We start from the raw sequence: 16,035 nt of genomic DNA, 5'->3' as shown, positions 1-16,035 counted from the left end.
CTACTGCATGTTCTGCACGTGCGGATGGTCGTACGAGGACACGCAGACGTAGATCTGCATGCTGTAGCCGCGGCCGATGTTGAGCCGGGTGGCACAGGCCGGGCCGAGGAAGTGCAGGCCGTCGTAGTCGGCGTCCTCCAGGGGGCGCCAGCTCGTGTTGCCGTCCCATTCGGCACCGTCGACGGTGAGCAGCGGGCGTACGTCCGAGCCGCACTCGGGGCAGGACATCGGGAACGGGTCGCTGAAGCTCCAGGGCCCGTGGCCGCCGAGCTTGCAGCCGGGGGCGACGCTGAGGTCGTACTGGTAGTCGACGACCTCGATGCCGTCCTCCTCGTCCGGGTTCTGTTCCTCCTCCCACGCCTCGATCCGGTCCGCCAGTTCCTCGGGCAGTTCGTGCGGGGCCGGGTACTCGGTGACCGTCTCGGGGTGGAGCAGACAGGGCTCGGGCAGGTAGTCGTCGTCGCCGATCACCGAGGGCTCGGGGGCTGCGGGGAGCGGGTCGCTGATGTCGGCGGAGGCCCGCCAGTACAGCTCGGCAGCGGGGAGGTGGTCCTCGTCGTGGTCGAACGGGCACCAGAGCACCTGGAGCAGGTCGGTGCCGGCCGGGCGGGGCAGTGTGGGGATGTCGGCGGAGTAGAACTGGGCCACGGGGATGAGCGGGACCGGGCCGTCCTGCGGTATGCGCCTCTCGTCGACGGCACGGTCGACGATCACCCGCTCCTCCGCCGTGAGCAGGTCCGCGCCCTCCGCGCGCGGCCGGGTCCAGGCGTCGGCGAGGATGCGGCGCCGCTGCCGTACGTCACCGGGGACCACGCCGCGATGCGTGGGCGCGTCGTGATCCGGGCAGGTGGGCCAGGGTTCGCCGGCGGGCCACAGCAGGGGGCCGCCGATCGAACTGTCCTTGACGGTGGGGGTGCTTGGGCGCGGATGCAGCCGGACGGCGGTGCGGGCCAGGGGCGCGAGTTCGGGGAACACGGCGGCGACGTCCAGCGGGCGCGGGGGAGTGGTGCGCGTCATGGAGGGAGGCTACGGACCCGACGGCGGCCGCGATCAAGGGAGATGAGAGAGAACCTGGTCGAGCGGGTCCCCCGGGAGCGAGGCGTGTGACCGTTCCGGTGCCGCTTCTGCGCAGGTCGGGTCGTGTCCGACCGGGTGCCGGGGTCAGGGATGGCGCGGGCGGGGCGGGCCGTCGGCGCGGGACATTTCGACTGGGCCTCACGTTCCGGCCGAGCCGGGTTTGATCTGCGTCACCTTGGGGGTACGATCCTCGGCCCGATTGGCCAGGGGGCCGTCCGGTATGGCAGACTAACGGGGTTGCTCGGTCGAGTGCCGATGCTGCGCGCCTCCCGTCGGGAGGACTGGAAGCGAGTCCCACAGTACTCGTCGCCCTATCTGTCGTGAGGCAGCGCTGGGGCGGACGTACGGGAATCTTCCGGGAAGTGTCAGCGGGGTGCCGACCAGGCGCCCGGTGGGTGTTCAGCCCCCGGTCCTGCGGTCGTTTTCGGGCCGTGTCCCTCGGTAGGGAAAATCCCTTGTGGATATTCCTGTCACCAAGAGCGCGACACACCCGACCGCGTGGGTCGGAGACCAGGACGCGAACCCCCGGGTGCCAGAGCGTTTTTTCCGAGACAAAGGACTACTGAGTAGCCATGGCGGGACAGAAGATCCGCATCCGGCTCAAGGCCTACGACCACGAGGTCATCGACTCCTCGGCGAAGAAGATCGTCGAGACGGTGACGCGCACTGGTGCGTCGGTCGCGGGCCCGGTGCCGCTGCCCACTGAGAAGAACGTGTACTGCGTCATCAAGTCGCCGCACAAGTACAAGGACTCTCGCGAGCACTTCGAGATGCGCACGCACAAGCGCCTCATCGACATCCTCGACCCCACGCCCAAGACCGTTGACTCCCTGATGCGACTCGACCTCCCGGCCGGTGTCGACATCGAGATCAAGCTCTAGGGATCGGTGATCTGAGAATGGCTAAGCAGATCAAGGGCATCCTCGGCGAGAAGCTCGGCATGACGCAGGTGTGGGACGAGAACAACCGTGTTGTTCCCGTCACCGTCGTCAAGGCCGGCCCGAACGTCGTGACCCAGGTCCGTACGAACGACGTCGACGGCTACGAGTCCGTCCAGATCGCGTTCGGCGAGATCGACCCGCGCAAGGTGAACAAGCCCCTCAAGGGCCACTTCGCGAAGGCCGATGTCACCCCCCGCCGCCACCTTGTCGAGATCCGTACCGCTGACGCCAGCGAGTACACCCTCGGCCAGGAGATCACCGCTGAGGTGTTCGAGGCCGGCATCAAGGTGGACGTGACCGGCAACAGCAAGGGCAAGGGCTTCGCCGGTGTCATGAAGCGTCACAACTTCAAGGGCCTCGGCGCCGGACACGGTGTCCAGCGCAAGCACCGCTCCCCCGGTTCCATCGGTGGCTGTGCCACCCCGGGCCGTGTGTTCAAGGGCGTCCGCATGGCGGGCCGCATGGGCAACGAGCGGGTCACCACCCAGAACCTGACCGTTCACGCCGTTGACGCGGAGAAGGGCCTGCTCCTCATCAAGGGAGCGATCCCTGGTCCGAACGGCGGCCTCGTCCTGGTCCGTACCGCGGCCAAGGGGGCCTGAGGACATGAGCACCATTGACATTCTGTCGCCCTCCGGCGACACCGCCGGGACTGTAGAGCTCCCGGCCGAGATCTTCGACGTCGAGAAGATCAGCATCCCGCTGCTTCACCAGGTTGTCGTCGCGCAGCTGGCCGCGGCCCGTCAGGGCACGCACAAGGTCAAGCGTCGTGGCGAGGTCCGTGGTGGTGGCCGCAAGCCTTACCGCCAGAAGGGCACCGGCCGCGCCCGTCAGGGTTCGACCCGCGCGCCGCAGTTCGCCGGCGGTGGCGTCGTCCACGGCCCCACCCCGCGTGACTACTCGCAGCGGACCCCGAAGAAGATGAAGGCCGCGGCCCTGCGCCACGCCCTCACCGACCGGGCCCGCAACGCTCGCATCCACGTCATCACCGGCGTGATCGAGGGCGAGACCCCCTCCACCAAGGCCGCGAAGAGCTTCCTCGGCAAGGTCAGCGAGCGCAAGAACGTGCTCCTGGTCATCGAGCGCTCCGACGAGGCCGCGCTGCTCTCCGCGCGCAACCTGCCCCAGGTCCACATCCTGGAGCCGGGCCAGCTGAACACGTACGACGTTCTCGTCTCGGACGACGTGGTCTTCACCCAGGCCGCTTTCGAGTCCTTCGTGTCTGGCCCCCAGGCCGCTGACACCGAAGGGAGCGAAGCCTGATGGCTACGCGTCACCCGAGCATTGCCTCGAAGGCCGCCAAGGTCGCCAAGGCCGCGCGCGTCGCCAAGGCGAAGCGCCACGAGGCCGAAGGCAAGAACACCGTCGAGACCCCGCTGAGCAAGAGCTTCACGGATCCCCGTGACGTCCTCCTCAAGCCGGTCGTCTCGGAGAAGAGCTACGCGCTTCTCGACGAGGGCAAGTACACCTTCGTCGTGGACCCGCGGGCCAACAAGACCCAGATCAAGCAGGCCGTCCAGGCGGTCTTCTCGGTCAAGGTCACCGGGGTCAACACGATCAACCGTCAGGGCAAGCGCAAGCGCACCAAGACGGGCTTCGGCAAGCGTGCTGACAGCAAGCGCGCGATCGTGACCCTCGCTGAGGGCGACCGTATCGACATCTTCGGCCAGGCCTCCTAACGGAGCGCCCTGGTCCGAATATCGGACGAGGACTGAGAAATGGGAATCCGCAAGTACAAGCCGACTACGCCGGGCCGTCGTGGCTCCAGCGTCGCCGACTTCGTCGAGGTCACGCGGTCCACGCCGGAGAAGTCGCTGGTCCGCCCGCTGCACAGCAAGGGCGGCCGTAACAACGCCGGTCGTGTGACCGTTCGCCACCAGGGTGGCGGACACAAGCGCGCCTACCGAGTGATCGACTTCCGTCGTCACGACAAGGACGGCGTGCCGGCGAAGGTCGCGCACATCGAGTACGACCCCAACCGCACCGCGCGCATCGCGCTGCTGCACTACGCGGACGGCGAGAAGCGCTACATCCTCGCCCCCCGCAACCTGTCGCAGGGTGACCGCGTCGAGAACGGTCCTGGGGCCGACATCAAGCCGGGCAACAACCTGGCGCTCCGCAACATCCCGGTCGGTACCACGATCCACGCGATCGAGATCCGTCCCGGTGGCGGCGCCAAGTTCGCCCGCTCCGCCGGTGCCTCGGTGCAGCTGCTCGCGAAGGAGGGCACGATGGCCCACCTTCGTATGCCTTCCGGCGAGATCCGCCTGGTCGACCAGCGCTGCCGCGCCACGGTCGGCGAGGTCGGCAACGCCGAGCAGAGCAACATCAACTGGGGTAAGGCCGGCCGTAAGCGCTGGCTGGGCGTTCGCCCGTCCGTCCGCGGTGTGGCGATGAACCCGGTTGACCACCCGCACGGTGGTGGTGAGGGCAAGACCTCCGGTGGTCGCCACCCGGTCTCCCCGTGGGGTCAGAAGGAGGGTCGTACTCGTTCGCCGAAGAAGGCTTCGAACAAGTACATCGTCCGCCGCCGCAAGACGAACAAGAAGCGCTAGGAGCGGGTTTAGATGCCGCGCAGTCTCAAGAAGGGACCCTTCGTCGACGGACACCTTGTAAAGAAGGTGGACGTACAGAACGAAGCCGGTACCAAGAACGTCATCAAGACCTGGTCCCGTCGCTCGATGATCATCCCGGCCATGCTCGGCCACACGATCGCGGTGCACAACGGCAAGACCCACATCCCGGTGTTTGTCACCGAGTCGATGGTCGGCCACAAGCTCGGCGAGTTCTCGCCGACGCGCACCTTCCGGGGTCACGTCAAGGACGACCGGAAGTCGAAGCGCCGCTAACGCGGGGTGGAATCGACCATGACAGACACTGGAAGGACAACCATGGAAGCCAGGGCCCAGGCGCGGTACATCCGCGTTACGCCCATGAAGGCCCGCCGAGTGGTGGACCTTATCCGTGGCATGGATGCCACGGAGGCTCAGGCGGTCCTGCGTTTCGCCCCGCAGGCCGCGAGCGTGCCGGTTGGCAAGGTGCTTGACAGCGCCATCGCCAACGCCGCGCACAACTACGACCACACCGACGCCGGCAGCCTTGTCATCTCTGAGGCGTACGTCGACGAGGGTCCGACCCTGAAGCGGTTCCGGCCGCGTGCCCAGGGCCGTGCCTACCGGATCCGCAAGCGGACCAGCCACATCACCGTGGTCGTCAGCAGCAAGGAAGGAACCCGGTAATGGGCCAGAAGGTTAACCCGCATGGGTTCCGGCTCGGCATCACCACGGACTTCAAGTCCCGTTGGTACGCCGACAAGCTGTACAAGGACTACGTCAAGGAAGACGTCGCCATCCGTCGGATGATGACGTCCGGCATGGAGCGCGCCGGCATCTCGAAGGTTGAGATCGAGCGCACCCGTGACCGCGTGCGGGTGGACATCCACACCGCGCGTCCCGGCATCGTCATCGGCCGCCGTGGCGCCGAGGCCGACCGCATCCGCGGCGACCTCGAGAAGCTCACGGGCAAGCAGGTCCAGCTGAACATCCTCGAGGTCAAGAGCCCCGAGACCGATGCTCAGCTCGTCGCCCAGGCCGTTGCCGAGCAGCTCTCCTCCCGCGTCTCCTTCCGTCGCGCCATGCGTAAGAGCATGCAGGGCACGATGAAGGCCGGCGCCAAGGGCATCAAGATCCAGTGCGGTGGCCGCCTCGGCGGCGCCGAGATGTCCCGCTCGGAGTTCTACCGCGAGGGCCGTGTGCCCCTGCACACGCTCCGCGCGAACGTCGACTACGGCTTCTTCGAGGCCAAGACGACCTTCGGCCGTATCGGTGTGAAGGTCTGGATCTACAAGGGCGACGTCAAGAACATCGCCGAGGTCCGCGCCGACAACGCCGCTGCCCGTGCGGGCAACCGCCCGGCCCGTGGTGGCGCCGAGCGCCCGGCCGGCCGTGGTGGCCGCGGTGGCGAGCGTGGCGGTCGCGGTCGTAAGCCGCAGCAGGCTCCGGCTGCCGAGGCCCCCAAGGCCGAGGCTCCCGCCGCCGCTCCGGCTGAGAGCACCGGAACGGAGGCCTGACCGACATGCTGATCCCCCGTAGGGTCAAGCACCGCAAGCAGCACCACCCGAAGCGCCGTGGTCAGGCCAAGGGCGGTACGCAGGTTTCGTTCGGCGAGTACGGCATTCAGGCCCTCACGCCGGCGTACGTGACGAACCGCCAGATCGAGGCCGCTCGTATCGCGATGACCCGCCACATCAAGCGTGGCGGCAAGGTCTGGATCAACATCTACCCGGACCGCCCGCTCACCAAGAAGCCTGCCGAGACCCGCATGGGTTCCGGTAAGGGTTCGCCCGAGTGGTGGATCGCGAACGTGCACCCGGGCCGGGTCATGTTCGAACTGTCCTACCCCAACGAGAAGATCGCCCGTGAGGCCCTCACTCGCGCAGCCCACAAGCTGCCGATGAAGTGCCGGATCGTCAAGCGCGAGGCAGGTGAAGCGTGATGTCGGCCGGTACCAAGGCGTCCGAGCTGCGCGAACTGGGTGACGAGGAGCTTCTCGCGAAGCTCCGCGAAGCCAAGGAAGAGCTGTTCAACCTCCGCTTCCAGGCGGCGACCGGTCAGCTCGAGAACCACGGTCGGCTCAAGGCCGTCCGCAAGGACATCGCGCGGATCTACACCCTGATGCGTGAGCGCGAGCTGGGCATCGAGACGGTGGAGAGCGCCTGATGAGCGAGAGCAACGTGACTGAGCAGAAGACCGACCGCGGTTTCCGCAAGACCCGTGAGGGTCTGGTCGTCAGCGACAAGATGGACAAGACCGTCGTCGTCGCCGTCGAGGACCGCGTGAAGCACGCGCTGTACGGCAAGGTCATCCGCCGTACGAACAAGCTCAAGGCCCACGACGAGCAGAACGCCGCCGGCGTCGGCGACCGTGTCCTCCTCATGGAGACCCGGCCGCTGTCCTCGACGAAGCGCTGGCGCATCGTCGAGATCCTCGAGAAGGCCAAGTAAGTACCTCAGGGGTTTCCCTGAGGTTGGTTCCGCCAGGCTCGGGGCGGGGTCGCGATGAGCGTCCCCGCCCCGGGAACCGGCAGACAAACAGGAGATAGACGTGATCCAGCAGGAGTCGCGACTCCGTGTCGCCGACAACACTGGTGCGAAGGAAATCCTTTGCATCCGTGTGCTCGGTGGCTCCGGTCGCCGCTACGCGGGCATCGGTGACGTGATCGTCGCCACCGTCAAGGACGCGATCCCCGGCGGCAATGTGAAGAAGGGTGACGTCGTCAAGGCTGTCATCGTTCGCACCGTCAAGGAGCGCCGCCGTCCGGACGGCTCGTACATTCGCTTCGACGAGAACGCCGCCGTCATTCTGAAGAACGACGGCGACCCTCGTGGCACCCGTATCTTCGGCCCCGTCGGCCGTGAGCTGCGCGAGAAGAAGTTCATGAAGATCATCTCGCTCGCGCCGGAGGTGCTGTAAGCATGAAGATCAAGAAGGGCGACCTGGTTCAGGTCATCACCGGTAAGGACAAGGGCAAGCAGGGCAAGGTCATTGCCGCTTACCCGCGCGACGAGCGCGTCCTGGTCGAGGGTGTCAACCGGGTCAAGAAGCACACGAAGGCCGGTCCGACCGCCAAGGGTTCTCAGGCCGGTGGCATCGTCACGACCGAGGCGCCCGTCCACGTCTCCAACGTCCAGCTGGTCGTTGAGAAGGACGGCAACAAGGTCGTCACGCGCGTCGGTTACCGCTTCGACGACGAGGGCAACAAGATCCGCGTTGCCAAGCGGACGGGTGAGGACATCTGATGGCTACCACCACCACTCCGCGTCTCAAGACGAAGTACCGCGAGGAGATCGCGGCGAAGCTGCAGGAAGAGTTCTCCTACGAGAACGTCATGCAGACGCCGGGCCTCGTCAAGATCGTGGTCAACATGGGTGTCGGCGACGCCGCCCGTGACTCGAAGCTCATGGACGGTGCCGTCCGTGACCTGACCACGATCACCGGTCAGAAGCCGGCCATCACCAAGGCCCGCAAGTCCATCGCGCAGTTCAAGCTGCGTGAGGGTCAGCCGATCGGTGCCCACGTCACGCTTCGTGGCGACCGCATGTGGGAGTTCCTGGACCGCACCCTGTCGCTCGCGCTCCCGCGCATCCGCGACTTCCGTGGTCTGTCCCCCAAGCAGTTCGACGGCCGTGGCAACTACACCTTCGGTCTCACGGAGCAGGTCATGTTCCACGAGATCGACCAGGACAAGATCGACCGTACCCGGGGCATGGACATCACCGTGGTGACCACGGCGACCAACGACGCTGAGGGCCGCGCCCTTCTCCGTCACCTCGGCTTCCCCTTCAAGGAGGCGTAAGCGAGATGGCGAAGAAGGCTCTGATTGCCAAGGCTGCTCGTAAGCCCAAGTTCGGTGTGCGTGGCTACACGCGCTGCCAGCGCTGCGGTCGTCCGCACTCCGTGTACCGCAAGTTCGGCCTGTGCCGCATCTGCCTTCGTGAGATGGCTCACCGTGGCGAGCTGCCGGGCGTGACCAAGAGCTCCTGGTAGTCCCCGTAATTCTGGGATTCCAGGGCTCTCGGTAAGCAATGGGCTCTGTCAGGTGCCCAGCTCTCCATGGCTTAGGCTAGGAGGGTTGGGCGCCTGACGCCCGTACGACTTACTACGCCGTAGGTCCCCGCACCGCACCCGTCCCGCCACTGAGTGGGGAGAGGGATGGCGCATACAGGAAACCCCGGCGAGAGAGGCCGAAGGCCAATTCATGACCATGACTGATCCCATCGCAGACATGCTTACTCGTCTGCGTAACGCGAACTCGGCGTACCACGACGATGTCGCGATGCCGCACAGCAAGATCAAGTCGCACATCGCGGAGATCCTCCAGCAGGAGGGCTTCATCACCGGCTGGAAGGTCGAGGACGCCGAGGTCGGCAAGAAGCTCGTCCTCGAGCTGAAGTTCGGCCCGAACCGTGAGCGCTCCATCGCGGGCATCAAGCGGATCTCGAAGCCGGGTCTGCGTGTGTACGCGAAGTCCACCTCCCTGCCCAGGGTGCTCGGTGGCCTCGGCGTGGCGATCATCTCCACGTCACACGGTCTCCTCACCGACAAGCAGGCCGGCAAGAAGGGCGTAGGCGGAGAAGTCCTCGCCTACGTCTGGTAGAAGGGAACGGAGGAAACAGCTATGTCGCGTATTGGCAAGCTCCCCATCACGGTTCCCGCCGGCGTGGACGTCACCATCGACGGCCGTACGGTCCAGGTGAAGGGCCCCAAGGGCTCGCTCTCCCACACCGTTGCGGCGCCGATCGAGGTCGCCAAGGGCGAGGACGGCATTCTCAATGTCACCCGCCCGAACGACGAGCGTCAGAACAAGGCCCTCCACGGCCTGTCCCGCACGCTGGTGGCGAACATGATCACCGGCGTGACCACGGGTTACGTGAAGAAGCTCGAAATCAGCGGTGTCGGTTACCGCGTCCTGGCGAAGGGCTCCAACCTGGAGTTCTCGCTCGGCTACAGCCACTCGATCACGGTCGAGGCGCCCGAGGGCATCTCGTTCAAGGTCGAGAACCCGACGCACTTCTCGGTCGAGGGAATCGACAAGCAGAAGGTCGGCGAGGTTGCGGCCAACATCCGCAAGCTGCGCAAGCCCGACCCGTACAAGGCCAAGGGCGTCAAGTACGAGGGCGAAGTCGTCCGGCGCAAGGTCGGAAAGGCGGGTAAGTAAGCCATGGCATACGGTGTCAAGATTGCTAAGGGCGACGCTTACAAGCGTGCTGCCATCAAGCGTCGTCACATCCGGATCCGTAAGCACATCTCGGGTACGGCTGAGCGTCCGCGCCTGGTCGTGACGCGCTCCAACCGTCACATCGTGGCCCAGGTCATCGACGACGTTAAGGGTCACACCCTCGCGTCGGCGTCGACCCTGGACACCACGATCCGCGGTGGCGAGGCCGACAAGTCGGCTCAGGCGAAGTCGGTCGGCGCCCTGGTCGCCGAGCGCGCCAAGGCTGCCGGTGTCGAGGCTGTCGTATTCGACCGTGGTGGTAACCAGTACGCCGGGCGCATCGCCGCCCTGGCGGACGCCGCCCGCGAAGCCGGACTCAAGTTCTGAGTCGCCCGTCGCGCTAGCGACTTGATTGTCGCTGCGTAGCTAGCGGAAAAAGAGAGAGGTAATCCAATGGCTGGACCCCAGCGCCGTGGAAGCGGTGCCGGTGGCGGCGAGCGGCGGGACCGGAAGGGCCGTGACGGCGGCGCTGCTGCCGAGAAGACCGCGTACGTTGAGCGCGTTGTCGCGATCAACCGCGTCGCCAAGGTTGTGAAGGGTGGTCGTCGCTTCAGCTTCACCGCGCTGGTCGTGGTGGGCGATGGTGACGGCACCGTCGGTGTCGGTTACGGCAAGGCCAAGGAGGTGCCGGCCGCGATCGCCAAGGGTGTTGAAGAGGCCAAGAAGCACTTCTTCAAGGTCCCCCGTATCCAGGGCACCATCCCGCACCCGATCACGGGCGAGAAGGCCGCGGGCGTCGTCCTGCTCAAGCCTGCTTCCCCCGGTACCGGCGTTATCGCCGGTGGCCCGGTGCGTGCAGTGCTCGAGTGCGCCGGCGTTCACGACATCCTGTCGAAGTCGCTCGGTTCTTCCAACGCGATCAACATCGTGCACGCGACCGTGGCGGCCCTCAAGGGCTTGCAGCGTCCCGAGGAGATCGCGGCTCGCCGTGGTCTGCCCCTCGAGGACGTCGCCCCCGCGGCCCTGCTTCGTGCACGTGCCGGGGCGGGTGCGTAATGGCTCGCCTCAAGGTCACGCAGACGAAGTCGTACATCGGCAGCAAGCAGAACCACCGTGACACCCTGCGTTCCCTTGGTCTCAAGGGCATCAACACGCAGGTCGTCAAGGAGGACCGCCCCGAGTTCCGCGGAATGGTTCACACCGTCCGCCACCTCGTGACGGTCGAGGAGGTCGACTGATCATGGCGGAAAACAACCCGCTCAAGATCCACAACCTCCGTCCCGCCCCCGGCGCCAAGACCGCGAAGACCCGTGTCGGTCGTGGTGAGGCGTCGAAGGGTAAGACGGCCGGTCGTGGTACCAAGGGCACGAAGGCCCGTTACCAGGTTCCGGAGCGCTTCGAGGGCGGGCAGATGCCCCTCCACATGCGTCTCCCGAAGCTGAAGGGCTTCAAGAACCCGTTCAAGACCGAGTTCCAGGTCGTGAACCTCGACAAGCTGGCCGCGCTGTACCCGGAGGGTGGCGAGGTCACCGTCGAGGGCCTCGTCGCCAAGGGTGCCGTTCGCAAGAACAGCCTCGTCAAGGTCCTCGGCCAGGGCGAGATCTCCGTGGCGCTGCAGGTGACGGTCGACGCCGTCTCCGGCTCCGCCAAGGAGAAGATCACCGCCGCCGGCGGTACCGTCACCGAGCTCGTCTGATTTCAGCAGGCGTCTCGATGACCTGAACGATCCCGACCGGGGGTGCCCACAAAAGGGGCATCCCCGGTTGGTCGTTCCTAGGGGGGCAGTGTCGCCGGTAAGGTGGCCTGCACTGTTAATTTTCGTCCGGCGTGCCTCACGGGAACTCCGGGCGGTCTTTGACTGTTGGTTAGCTGTCAGTCATCCGTCGAACCTCAAGACCGTCACCCTCTGTCGCCTAGCGCGGGGGTCGCAGGAGGCACCGTGCTCACCGCGTTCGCCCGGGCGTTCAGGACGCCCGACCTGCGCAAGAAGCTGCTCTTCACGCTCGGCATCATCGTGGTCTACCGGGTCGGTACCCACATTCCGATCCCCGGCGTGGACTACAAGAATGTCCAGTCGTGCATGAACATGGCCGACTCGAACCGCGGCCTGTTCAGCCTGATCAACATGTTCAGCGGCGGCGCGCTGCTCCAGATCACGATCTTCGCGCTCGGGATCATGCCGTACATCACGGCGAGCATCATTCTCCAGCTGCTCACCGTGGTGATCCCGCGACTGGAAGCCCTCAAGAAGGAGGGCTCGGCCGGCACGGCGAAGATCACGCAGTACACCCGCTATCTGACGGTCGCGCTCGCCATCCTCCAGGGCACGGGCCTGGTGGCGACCGCGCGCAGCGGCGCGCTGTTCTCCGGCTGCCCCGTGGCCAACCAGATCGTGCCCGACCAGTCCATCTTCACCACGATCACGATGGTCATCACGATGACCGCCGGTACCTGTGTCGTCATGTGGCTCGGTGAGCTGATCACCGACCGCGGCATCGGCAACGGCATGTCGATCCTGATGTTCATCTCGATCGCCGCGACCTTCCCCAGCGCCCTGTGGACCGTCAAGATCCAGGGCAAGCTGGCCGGTGGCTGGATCGAGTTCGGCACGGTCATCGCGGTGGGTCTGTGCATGGTCGGTCTGGTGGTCTTCGTCGAGCAGGCGCAGCGCCGGATTCCCGTTCAGTACGCGAAGCGCATGATCGGTCGCCGTTCCTACGGCGGCACGTCGACCTACATTCCGCTGAAGGTCAACCAGGCAGGTGTGATTCCTGTCATCTTCGCGTCGTCGCTGCTCTACATTCCGAGCCTGATCGCCCAGTTCTCGAAGAGCAACTCCGGCTGGAAAACCTGGGTCACGAACAACCTGACCAAGGGTGACCACCCGATTTACATCGCTCTGTACTTCCTTCTGATCGTGTTCTTCGCGTTCTTCTACGTGGCGATCTCGTTCAACCCCGAGGAAGTCGCCGACAACATGAAGAAGTATGGTGGCTTCATCCCGGGCATCCGGGCTGGCCGGCCGACCGCTGAGTACCTCAGCTACGTACTCAACCGGATCACCTGGCCGGGTTCGCTGTATCTGGGGCTGATCGCTCTCGTGCCGACGGTGGCGTTGGTTGGTTTCGGGGCAAACCAGAACTTCCCGTTCGGTGGCACCAGCATCCTCATCATCGTGGGTGTGGGCCTTGAGACGGTGAAGCAGATCGAGAGTCAGCTTCAGCAGCGCAATTACGAAGGGTTCCTCCGCTGATGCGAATCGTCCTCGTCGGGCCGCCCGGTGCCGGGAAGGGAACGCAGGCCGCGTTCCTCGCCAAGAATCTGGCGATCCCGCACATCTCAACGGGCGACCTGTTCCGCGCCAACATCTCTCAGCAGACGGAGCTCGGCAAGCTGGCGAAGTCCTACATGGACAAGGGCGAACTGGTACCGGACGAGGTCACCATCGCCATGGCCAAGGACCGCATGGAGCAGCCCGACGCGGAGAACGGCTTCCTGCTCGACGGCTTCCCGCGCAACGTCTCGCAGGCCGAGGCGCTGGACGAGATGCTGAGCAGCGAGAGCATGAAGCTGGACGCGGTGCTGGACCTGGAGGTCCCCGAGGACGAGGTGGTCCGCCGTATCGCGGGCCGTCGCATCTGCCGCAACGACTCCTCGCACGTCTTCCACGTGTCGTACAAGGCTCCGAAGCAGGAAGGCGTCTGTGACGTCTGCGGCGGCGAGCTGTACCAGCGTGACGACGACTCCGAGGAGACCGTCCGCACGCGGCTGGAGGTCTACCACACGCAGACCGAGCCGATCATCGACTACTACCGTGCCCAGAGCCTGGTCGTCACGATCCCGGCGCTCGGCAAGGTGGAAGACGTCACGGCGCGCTCGATGGAGGCGCTGGCCCGCGAGGACGCCTAGTCCCCGCGGTCCGCTCCGCGGTACGCAGGTACCGCGGGGAGCGTGAAGATGTACGTCGCATCGGCCGCGGCACCCTCACCGGGTGCCGCGGCCGACGTGCGAGACGGGCAGGGCGCGGGCCCTGTGCGTGACGGGGTCCCATGACCCCGGGCGGGGTGGGTCGTGTCCCCCGTATCGTTGGAGTAGTCCGTAGTTCCGGTCCAGAAAGGCCGCAGCCACCATGGTGCAGATCAAGACCCCCGAGCAGATCGCCAAGATGCGTGAGGCGGGGCTGGTCGTCGCGGCCATCCATGCGGCCACGCGGGAAGCGGCGGTGCCCGGCGCGACGACCCGGGACCTGGACGAGGTCGCGCGCAAGGTGCTCGACGAGCACGGCGCCAAGTCGAACTTCCTCGGGTACGGCGGTTTCCCGGCGACGATCTGCACCTCGGTCAACGAGGTCGTCGTCCACGGCATCCCGGACGACAAGACCGTCCTGAAGGACGGCGACATCATCTCCATCGACGCCGGCGCGATCGTGGACGGCTGGCACGGTGACGCCGCGTTCACCGCGTTCGTGGGCTCCGGGCACGCTCCGGAACTGATCGAGCTCTCCCGGGTGACCGAGGAGTCGATGTGGGCGGGCATCGCGGCCATGAAGGTGGGAGGCCGCCTGGTCGACATCTCCCGGGCCATCGAGACCTACATCCGCCGCCAGCCCAAGCCGGGCGGCGGCAAGTACGGCATCGTCGAGGACTACGGCGGCCACGGCATCGGCACCGAGATGCACATGGACCCGCACCTGCTGAACTACGTCGAGCGCAAGCGGGGCAAGGGGCCGAAGCTGGTTCCCGGTCTGTGCCTGGCGATCGAGCCGATGGTGTCGCTCGGCACACCGCGGACCGAGGTGCTCGAGGACGACTGGACCGTGATCAGCGCGGACGGGACCTGGTCCTCGCACTGGGAGCACTCCGTGGCGCTGACGCCGGAGGGCCCGCTGGTCCTCACGGCTCCCGACTGCGGCCGGGCCAAGCTCGCCGAGTACGGGGTCACGGCGGCCCCCGACCCCCTCGCGGGCTGACGCCGGACCGCGCGCGCGTTCGAGCGATCACCTGATATCGATCCTGAGTTCGATATCTCGCGACGCATTTCCCCCGCCCGTTTTCTTCGACGGCCGTGCAATCGGCCCGCCCCGCCCCTCGCGCATACCGCGCCGAAGGGTGGGGCATCGTCATGAGTGGCGGCGGCGGACGGAGACCAATTCGTCTTTCCGGGAGCCCTGACGTAGACTGACTCGTCGGCTCTCGTGCACCCGCATGTCTGCATGCGCTCGCACGAAGTCGATCAAGGTAGTCGATTCGAAGGGCAAAGCGTGGCCAAGAAGCAAGGTGCCATCGAGATCGAGGGCACTGTCGTTGAGTCTCTTCCGAACGCGATGTTCAAGGTGGAGCTCCAGAACGGCCACCAGGTCCTGGCGCACATCAGCGGCAAGATGCGCATGCACTACATCCGCATCCTCCCTGACGACCGGGTCGTGGTGGAGTTGTCTCCGTACGACCTGACGCGCGGCCGGATCGTCTACCGCTACAAGTAGATCTTGCCTTGCTCCGTGTTCCCGTTCCGGGACGCGGGGGGTGGCACTGACCCGGAGAACCTCACCTAATGAAGGTCAAGCCGAGCGTCAAGAAGATCTGCGACAAGTGCAGGGTGATCCGCCGTCACGGTCGGGTCATGGTCATCTGCGAAAACCCGCGCCACAAGCAGCGCCAGGGCTGACGCACGACCGCACCTTCTGCACCCGCAGATCTTCGCGCGACGCAGTAGTACATGTTCATACGCAGGATCCAGGGCTGAGTCTCATCAGGCCTGACACCCCCGGTCGGAGGCCGGGGACCCGATGCGTACCGACTCCTCGATCCCTTGGATCAGAGGACGACGGCGGGCGGGATCCGGTTCTGCGGAAGACCTCCGAACGACAACTGGAGCCATTGAATGGCACGCGTTTCCGGTGTTGACATCCCGCGCGAAAAGCGCGTGGAGGTCGCCCTCACCTACGTGTTCGGCATCGGCCGGACCCTTTCCCAGCTGACGCTGGCCGAGACTGGCGTGAACCCCAACACGCGCGTTCGTGACCTCTCCGAGGAGGAGCTGGTCAAGATCCGCGAGTACGTGGACGCCAACATCAAGACCGAGGGTGACCTCCGTCGCGAGATCCAGGGCGACATTCGCCGCAAGATCGAGATCGGCTGCTACCAGGGCATCCGCCACCGTCGTGGCCTGCCCGTGCACGGTCAGCGCACCAGCACGAACGCTCGTACCCGCAAGGGCCCGCGTCGCGCGATCGCCGGCAAGAAGAAGCCGGGCAAGAAGTAGTCCTCAGCGGACAACGCTTCATCAGCGGTCTTCGCTGTAG

At 65.9% G+C, this 16,035-nt stretch carries 28 protein-coding genes; 27 read left to right on the top strand and 1 reads right to left on the bottom strand.

Going from position 1 to position 16,035, the window contains the following annotated elements:
• Complete coding sequence (locus ACZ4AA_RS07395) at nt 1-1,017, bottom strand: YwqG family protein (RefSeq protein ID WP_467596819.1); 1,017 nt, start codon at nt 1,015-1,017, stop codon at nt 1-3.
• Nucleotides 1,018-1,649: 632 nt separating this feature from the next.
• Here ACZ4AA_RS07395 and rpsJ point away from each other — a divergent pair.
• The 27 genes from rpsJ (at nt 1,650) to rpsM (ending at nt 15,995) form a co-directional block, all read left to right on the top strand.
• A complete protein-coding gene (gene rpsJ / locus ACZ4AA_RS07390) occupies nt 1,650-1,958 on the top strand; it encodes a 30S ribosomal protein S10 (RefSeq protein ID WP_003948644.1) in 309 nt (102 codons plus the stop codon).
• Nucleotides 1,959-1,975: 17 nt separating this feature from the next.
• Entirely contained in the window at nt 1,976-2,620 is a 645-nt protein-coding gene (rplC, locus tag ACZ4AA_RS07385; protein ID WP_339130939.1) for a 50S ribosomal protein L3, read from the top strand.
• Nucleotides 2,621-2,624: 4 nt separating this feature from the next.
• Entirely contained in the window at nt 2,625-3,281 is a 657-nt protein-coding gene (gene rplD / locus ACZ4AA_RS07380; RefSeq protein WP_037627000.1) for a 50S ribosomal protein L4, read from the top strand.
• Nucleotides 3,281-3,697, top strand: coding sequence for a 50S ribosomal protein L23 (gene rplW, locus ACZ4AA_RS07375; protein WP_081218888.1), 417 nt, complete (start codon nt 3,281-3,283; stop codon nt 3,695-3,697). Before rplD ends, rplW begins: the two co-directional genes overlap by 1 nt.
• A gap of 39 nt (nt 3,698-3,736) precedes the next feature.
• Nucleotides 3,737-4,573, top strand: a complete 837-nt coding sequence (gene rplB / locus ACZ4AA_RS07370) for a 50S ribosomal protein L2 (protein WP_081218889.1) — start codon at nt 3,737-3,739, stop codon at nt 4,571-4,573.
• A 12-nt stretch (nt 4,574-4,585) separates the two neighbouring features.
• Nucleotides 4,586-4,867, top strand: coding sequence for a 30S ribosomal protein S19 (gene rpsS / locus ACZ4AA_RS07365; RefSeq protein WP_024755409.1), 282 nt, complete (start codon nt 4,586-4,588; stop codon nt 4,865-4,867).
• A gap of 42 nt (nt 4,868-4,909) precedes the next feature.
• Entirely contained in the window at nt 4,910-5,257 is a 348-nt protein-coding gene (gene rplV / locus ACZ4AA_RS07360) for a 50S ribosomal protein L22 (RefSeq protein ID WP_006604878.1), read from the top strand.
• Complete coding sequence (gene rpsC, locus ACZ4AA_RS07355) at nt 5,257-6,087, top strand: 30S ribosomal protein S3 (RefSeq protein ID WP_355760872.1); 831 nt, start codon at nt 5,257-5,259, stop codon at nt 6,085-6,087. Before rplV ends, rpsC begins: the two co-directional genes overlap by 1 nt.
• Before the next feature lie 5 nt (nt 6,088-6,092).
• The gene (gene rplP, locus ACZ4AA_RS07350; RefSeq protein ID WP_010986348.1) at nt 6,093-6,512 is read left to right on the top strand and encodes a 50S ribosomal protein L16; all 420 of its coding nucleotides are present in this window, start codon (nt 6,093-6,095) and stop codon (nt 6,510-6,512) included.
• Nucleotides 6,512-6,736, top strand: coding sequence for a 50S ribosomal protein L29 (gene rpmC, locus ACZ4AA_RS07345; protein ID WP_003998824.1), 225 nt, complete (start codon nt 6,512-6,514; stop codon nt 6,734-6,736). The genes rplP and rpmC overlap by 1 nt, the downstream gene beginning before the upstream one ends.
• Complete coding sequence (gene rpsQ / locus ACZ4AA_RS07340; RefSeq protein WP_266761752.1) at nt 6,736-7,020, top strand: 30S ribosomal protein S17; 285 nt, start codon at nt 6,736-6,738, stop codon at nt 7,018-7,020. The genes rpmC and rpsQ overlap by 1 nt, the downstream gene beginning before the upstream one ends.
• A gap of 100 nt (nt 7,021-7,120) precedes the next feature.
• Entirely contained in the window at nt 7,121-7,489 is a 369-nt protein-coding gene (gene rplN, locus ACZ4AA_RS07335; RefSeq protein WP_003998823.1) for a 50S ribosomal protein L14, read from the top strand.
• Nucleotides 7,490-7,491: 2 nt separating this feature from the next.
• The gene (gene rplX, locus ACZ4AA_RS07330; RefSeq protein ID WP_007494760.1) at nt 7,492-7,815 is read left to right on the top strand and encodes a 50S ribosomal protein L24; all 324 of its coding nucleotides are present in this window, start codon (nt 7,492-7,494) and stop codon (nt 7,813-7,815) included.
• Entirely contained in the window at nt 7,815-8,372 is a 558-nt protein-coding gene (rplE, locus tag ACZ4AA_RS07325) for a 50S ribosomal protein L5 (RefSeq protein ID WP_037626984.1), read from the top strand. The genes rplX and rplE overlap by 1 nt, the downstream gene beginning before the upstream one ends.
• A gap of 5 nt (nt 8,373-8,377) precedes the next feature.
• On the top strand, nt 8,378-8,563 hold the full coding sequence (locus ACZ4AA_RS07320; protein ID WP_261705331.1) for a type Z 30S ribosomal protein S14: 186 nt from the start codon (nt 8,378-8,380) through the stop codon (nt 8,561-8,563).
• Nucleotides 8,564-8,774: 211 nt separating this feature from the next.
• On the top strand, nt 8,775-9,173 hold the full coding sequence (gene rpsH, locus ACZ4AA_RS07315) for a 30S ribosomal protein S8 (protein ID WP_261705332.1): 399 nt from the start codon (nt 8,775-8,777) through the stop codon (nt 9,171-9,173).
• A 21-nt stretch (nt 9,174-9,194) separates the two neighbouring features.
• On the top strand, nt 9,195-9,734 hold the full coding sequence (gene rplF, locus ACZ4AA_RS07310; protein ID WP_269247080.1) for a 50S ribosomal protein L6: 540 nt from the start codon (nt 9,195-9,197) through the stop codon (nt 9,732-9,734).
• Nucleotides 9,735-9,737: 3 nt separating this feature from the next.
• Entirely contained in the window at nt 9,738-10,121 is a 384-nt protein-coding gene (gene rplR / locus ACZ4AA_RS07305; protein ID WP_060901491.1) for a 50S ribosomal protein L18, read from the top strand.
• 66 nt (nt 10,122-10,187) lie between these two features.
• The gene (gene rpsE / locus ACZ4AA_RS07300) at nt 10,188-10,790 is read left to right on the top strand and encodes a 30S ribosomal protein S5 (protein ID WP_055513610.1); all 603 of its coding nucleotides are present in this window, start codon (nt 10,188-10,190) and stop codon (nt 10,788-10,790) included.
• Nucleotides 10,790-10,972 (top strand): 50S ribosomal protein L30, encoded by a 183-nt coding sequence (rpmD, locus tag ACZ4AA_RS07295; protein WP_055553514.1) that lies wholly within the window; start codon nt 10,790-10,792, stop codon nt 10,970-10,972. The genes rpsE and rpmD overlap by 1 nt, the downstream gene beginning before the upstream one ends.
• 2 nt (nt 10,973-10,974) lie before the next feature.
• Nucleotides 10,975-11,430, top strand: a complete 456-nt coding sequence (gene rplO / locus ACZ4AA_RS07290) for a 50S ribosomal protein L15 (RefSeq protein ID WP_003974249.1) — start codon at nt 10,975-10,977, stop codon at nt 11,428-11,430.
• A 243-nt stretch (nt 11,431-11,673) separates the two neighbouring features.
• Complete coding sequence (secY, locus tag ACZ4AA_RS07285; protein ID WP_467596803.1) at nt 11,674-12,987, top strand: preprotein translocase subunit SecY; 1,314 nt, start codon at nt 11,674-11,676, stop codon at nt 12,985-12,987.
• Nucleotides 12,987-13,643 carry an adenylate kinase gene (locus tag ACZ4AA_RS07280; protein ID WP_355760888.1) on the top strand — a complete coding sequence of 219 codons (657 nt, stop codon included), beginning with the start codon at nt 12,987-12,989 and terminating at the stop codon, nt 13,641-13,643. The genes secY and ACZ4AA_RS07280 overlap by 1 nt, the downstream gene beginning before the upstream one ends.
• Before the next feature lie 220 nt (nt 13,644-13,863).
• On the top strand, nt 13,864-14,703 hold the full coding sequence (gene map, locus ACZ4AA_RS07275; RefSeq protein ID WP_467596800.1) for a type I methionyl aminopeptidase: 840 nt from the start codon (nt 13,864-13,866) through the stop codon (nt 14,701-14,703).
• 291 nt (nt 14,704-14,994) lie between these two features.
• The gene (gene infA / locus ACZ4AA_RS07270; protein ID WP_003948620.1) at nt 14,995-15,216 is read left to right on the top strand and encodes a translation initiation factor IF-1; all 222 of its coding nucleotides are present in this window, start codon (nt 14,995-14,997) and stop codon (nt 15,214-15,216) included.
• A gap of 68 nt (nt 15,217-15,284) precedes the next feature.
• Nucleotides 15,285-15,398 carry a 50S ribosomal protein L36 gene (rpmJ, locus tag ACZ4AA_RS07265; RefSeq protein WP_003998809.1) on the top strand — a complete coding sequence of 38 codons (114 nt, stop codon included), beginning with the start codon at nt 15,285-15,287 and terminating at the stop codon, nt 15,396-15,398.
• Between the two features lie 216 nt (nt 15,399-15,614).
• Nucleotides 15,615-15,995, top strand: coding sequence for a 30S ribosomal protein S13 (gene rpsM, locus ACZ4AA_RS07260; protein WP_081218901.1), 381 nt, complete (start codon nt 15,615-15,617; stop codon nt 15,993-15,995).
• Nucleotides 15,996-16,035 lie beyond the last annotated feature (40 nt).

The sequence above is a fragment of the Streptomyces sp. NPDC024698 genome (genome assembly GCF_055559015.1).
The sequence above is the reverse complement of the archived record's forward strand: the minus strand, read 5'-3'. Positions and strand labels throughout refer to the sequence as shown.

What these genes read in the sequence shown, in the direction of transcription:
- rplX (WP_007494760.1), top strand. Translation starts at nt 7,492, where the DNA reads ATGAAGATCAAGAAGGGCGACCTGGTTCAGGTCATCACCGGTAAGGAC.
- rplP (WP_010986348.1), top strand. Translation starts at nt 6,093, where the DNA reads ATGCTGATCCCCCGTAGGGTCAAGCACCGCAAGCAGCACCACCCGAAG.
- rplD (WP_037627000.1), top strand. Translation starts at nt 2,625, where the DNA reads ATGAGCACCATTGACATTCTGTCGCCCTCCGGCGACACCGCCGGGACT.
- rplR (WP_060901491.1), top strand. Translation starts at nt 9,738, where the DNA reads ATGGCATACGGTGTCAAGATTGCTAAGGGCGACGCTTACAAGCGTGCT.
- rplV (WP_006604878.1), top strand. Translation starts at nt 4,910, where the DNA reads ATGGAAGCCAGGGCCCAGGCGCGGTACATCCGCGTTACGCCCATGAAG.
- rpsS (WP_024755409.1), top strand. Translation starts at nt 4,586, where the DNA reads ATGCCGCGCAGTCTCAAGAAGGGACCCTTCGTCGACGGACACCTTGTA.
- ACZ4AA_RS07320 (WP_261705331.1), top strand. Translation starts at nt 8,378, where the DNA reads ATGGCGAAGAAGGCTCTGATTGCCAAGGCTGCTCGTAAGCCCAAGTTC.
- ACZ4AA_RS07395 (WP_467596819.1), bottom strand. Translation starts at nt 1,017, where the DNA reads ATGACGCGCACCACTCCCCCGCGCCCGCTGGACGTCGCCGCCGTGTTC.
- rplC (WP_339130939.1), top strand. Translation starts at nt 1,976, where the DNA reads ATGGCTAAGCAGATCAAGGGCATCCTCGGCGAGAAGCTCGGCATGACG.
- rpmC (WP_003998824.1), top strand. Translation starts at nt 6,512, where the DNA reads ATGTCGGCCGGTACCAAGGCGTCCGAGCTGCGCGAACTGGGTGACGAG.
- rplF (WP_269247080.1), top strand. Translation starts at nt 9,195, where the DNA reads ATGTCGCGTATTGGCAAGCTCCCCATCACGGTTCCCGCCGGCGTGGAC.
- rpsC (WP_355760872.1), top strand. Translation starts at nt 5,257, where the DNA reads ATGGGCCAGAAGGTTAACCCGCATGGGTTCCGGCTCGGCATCACCACG.
- rpmD (WP_055553514.1), top strand. Translation starts at nt 10,790, where the DNA reads ATGGCTCGCCTCAAGGTCACGCAGACGAAGTCGTACATCGGCAGCAAG.
- rpsH (WP_261705332.1), top strand. Translation starts at nt 8,775, where the DNA reads ATGACCATGACTGATCCCATCGCAGACATGCTTACTCGTCTGCGTAAC.
- rplB (WP_081218889.1), top strand. Translation starts at nt 3,737, where the DNA reads ATGGGAATCCGCAAGTACAAGCCGACTACGCCGGGCCGTCGTGGCTCC.
- rpsM (WP_081218901.1), top strand. Translation starts at nt 15,615, where the DNA reads ATGGCACGCGTTTCCGGTGTTGACATCCCGCGCGAAAAGCGCGTGGAG.
- rpsJ (WP_003948644.1), top strand. Translation starts at nt 1,650, where the DNA reads ATGGCGGGACAGAAGATCCGCATCCGGCTCAAGGCCTACGACCACGAG.
- ACZ4AA_RS07280 (WP_355760888.1), top strand. Translation starts at nt 12,987, where the DNA reads ATGCGAATCGTCCTCGTCGGGCCGCCCGGTGCCGGGAAGGGAACGCAG.
- rpsE (WP_055513610.1), top strand. Translation starts at nt 10,188, where the DNA reads ATGGCTGGACCCCAGCGCCGTGGAAGCGGTGCCGGTGGCGGCGAGCGG.
- rpmJ (WP_003998809.1), top strand. Translation starts at nt 15,285, where the DNA reads ATGAAGGTCAAGCCGAGCGTCAAGAAGATCTGCGACAAGTGCAGGGTG.
- rplO (WP_003974249.1), top strand. Translation starts at nt 10,975, where the DNA reads ATGGCGGAAAACAACCCGCTCAAGATCCACAACCTCCGTCCCGCCCCC.
- rplW (WP_081218888.1), top strand. Translation starts at nt 3,281, where the DNA reads ATGGCTACGCGTCACCCGAGCATTGCCTCGAAGGCCGCCAAGGTCGCC.
- map (WP_467596800.1), top strand. Translation starts at nt 13,864, where the DNA reads ATGGTGCAGATCAAGACCCCCGAGCAGATCGCCAAGATGCGTGAGGCG.
- rpsQ (WP_266761752.1), top strand. Translation starts at nt 6,736, where the DNA reads ATGAGCGAGAGCAACGTGACTGAGCAGAAGACCGACCGCGGTTTCCGC.
- rplE (WP_037626984.1), top strand. Translation starts at nt 7,815, where the DNA reads ATGGCTACCACCACCACTCCGCGTCTCAAGACGAAGTACCGCGAGGAG.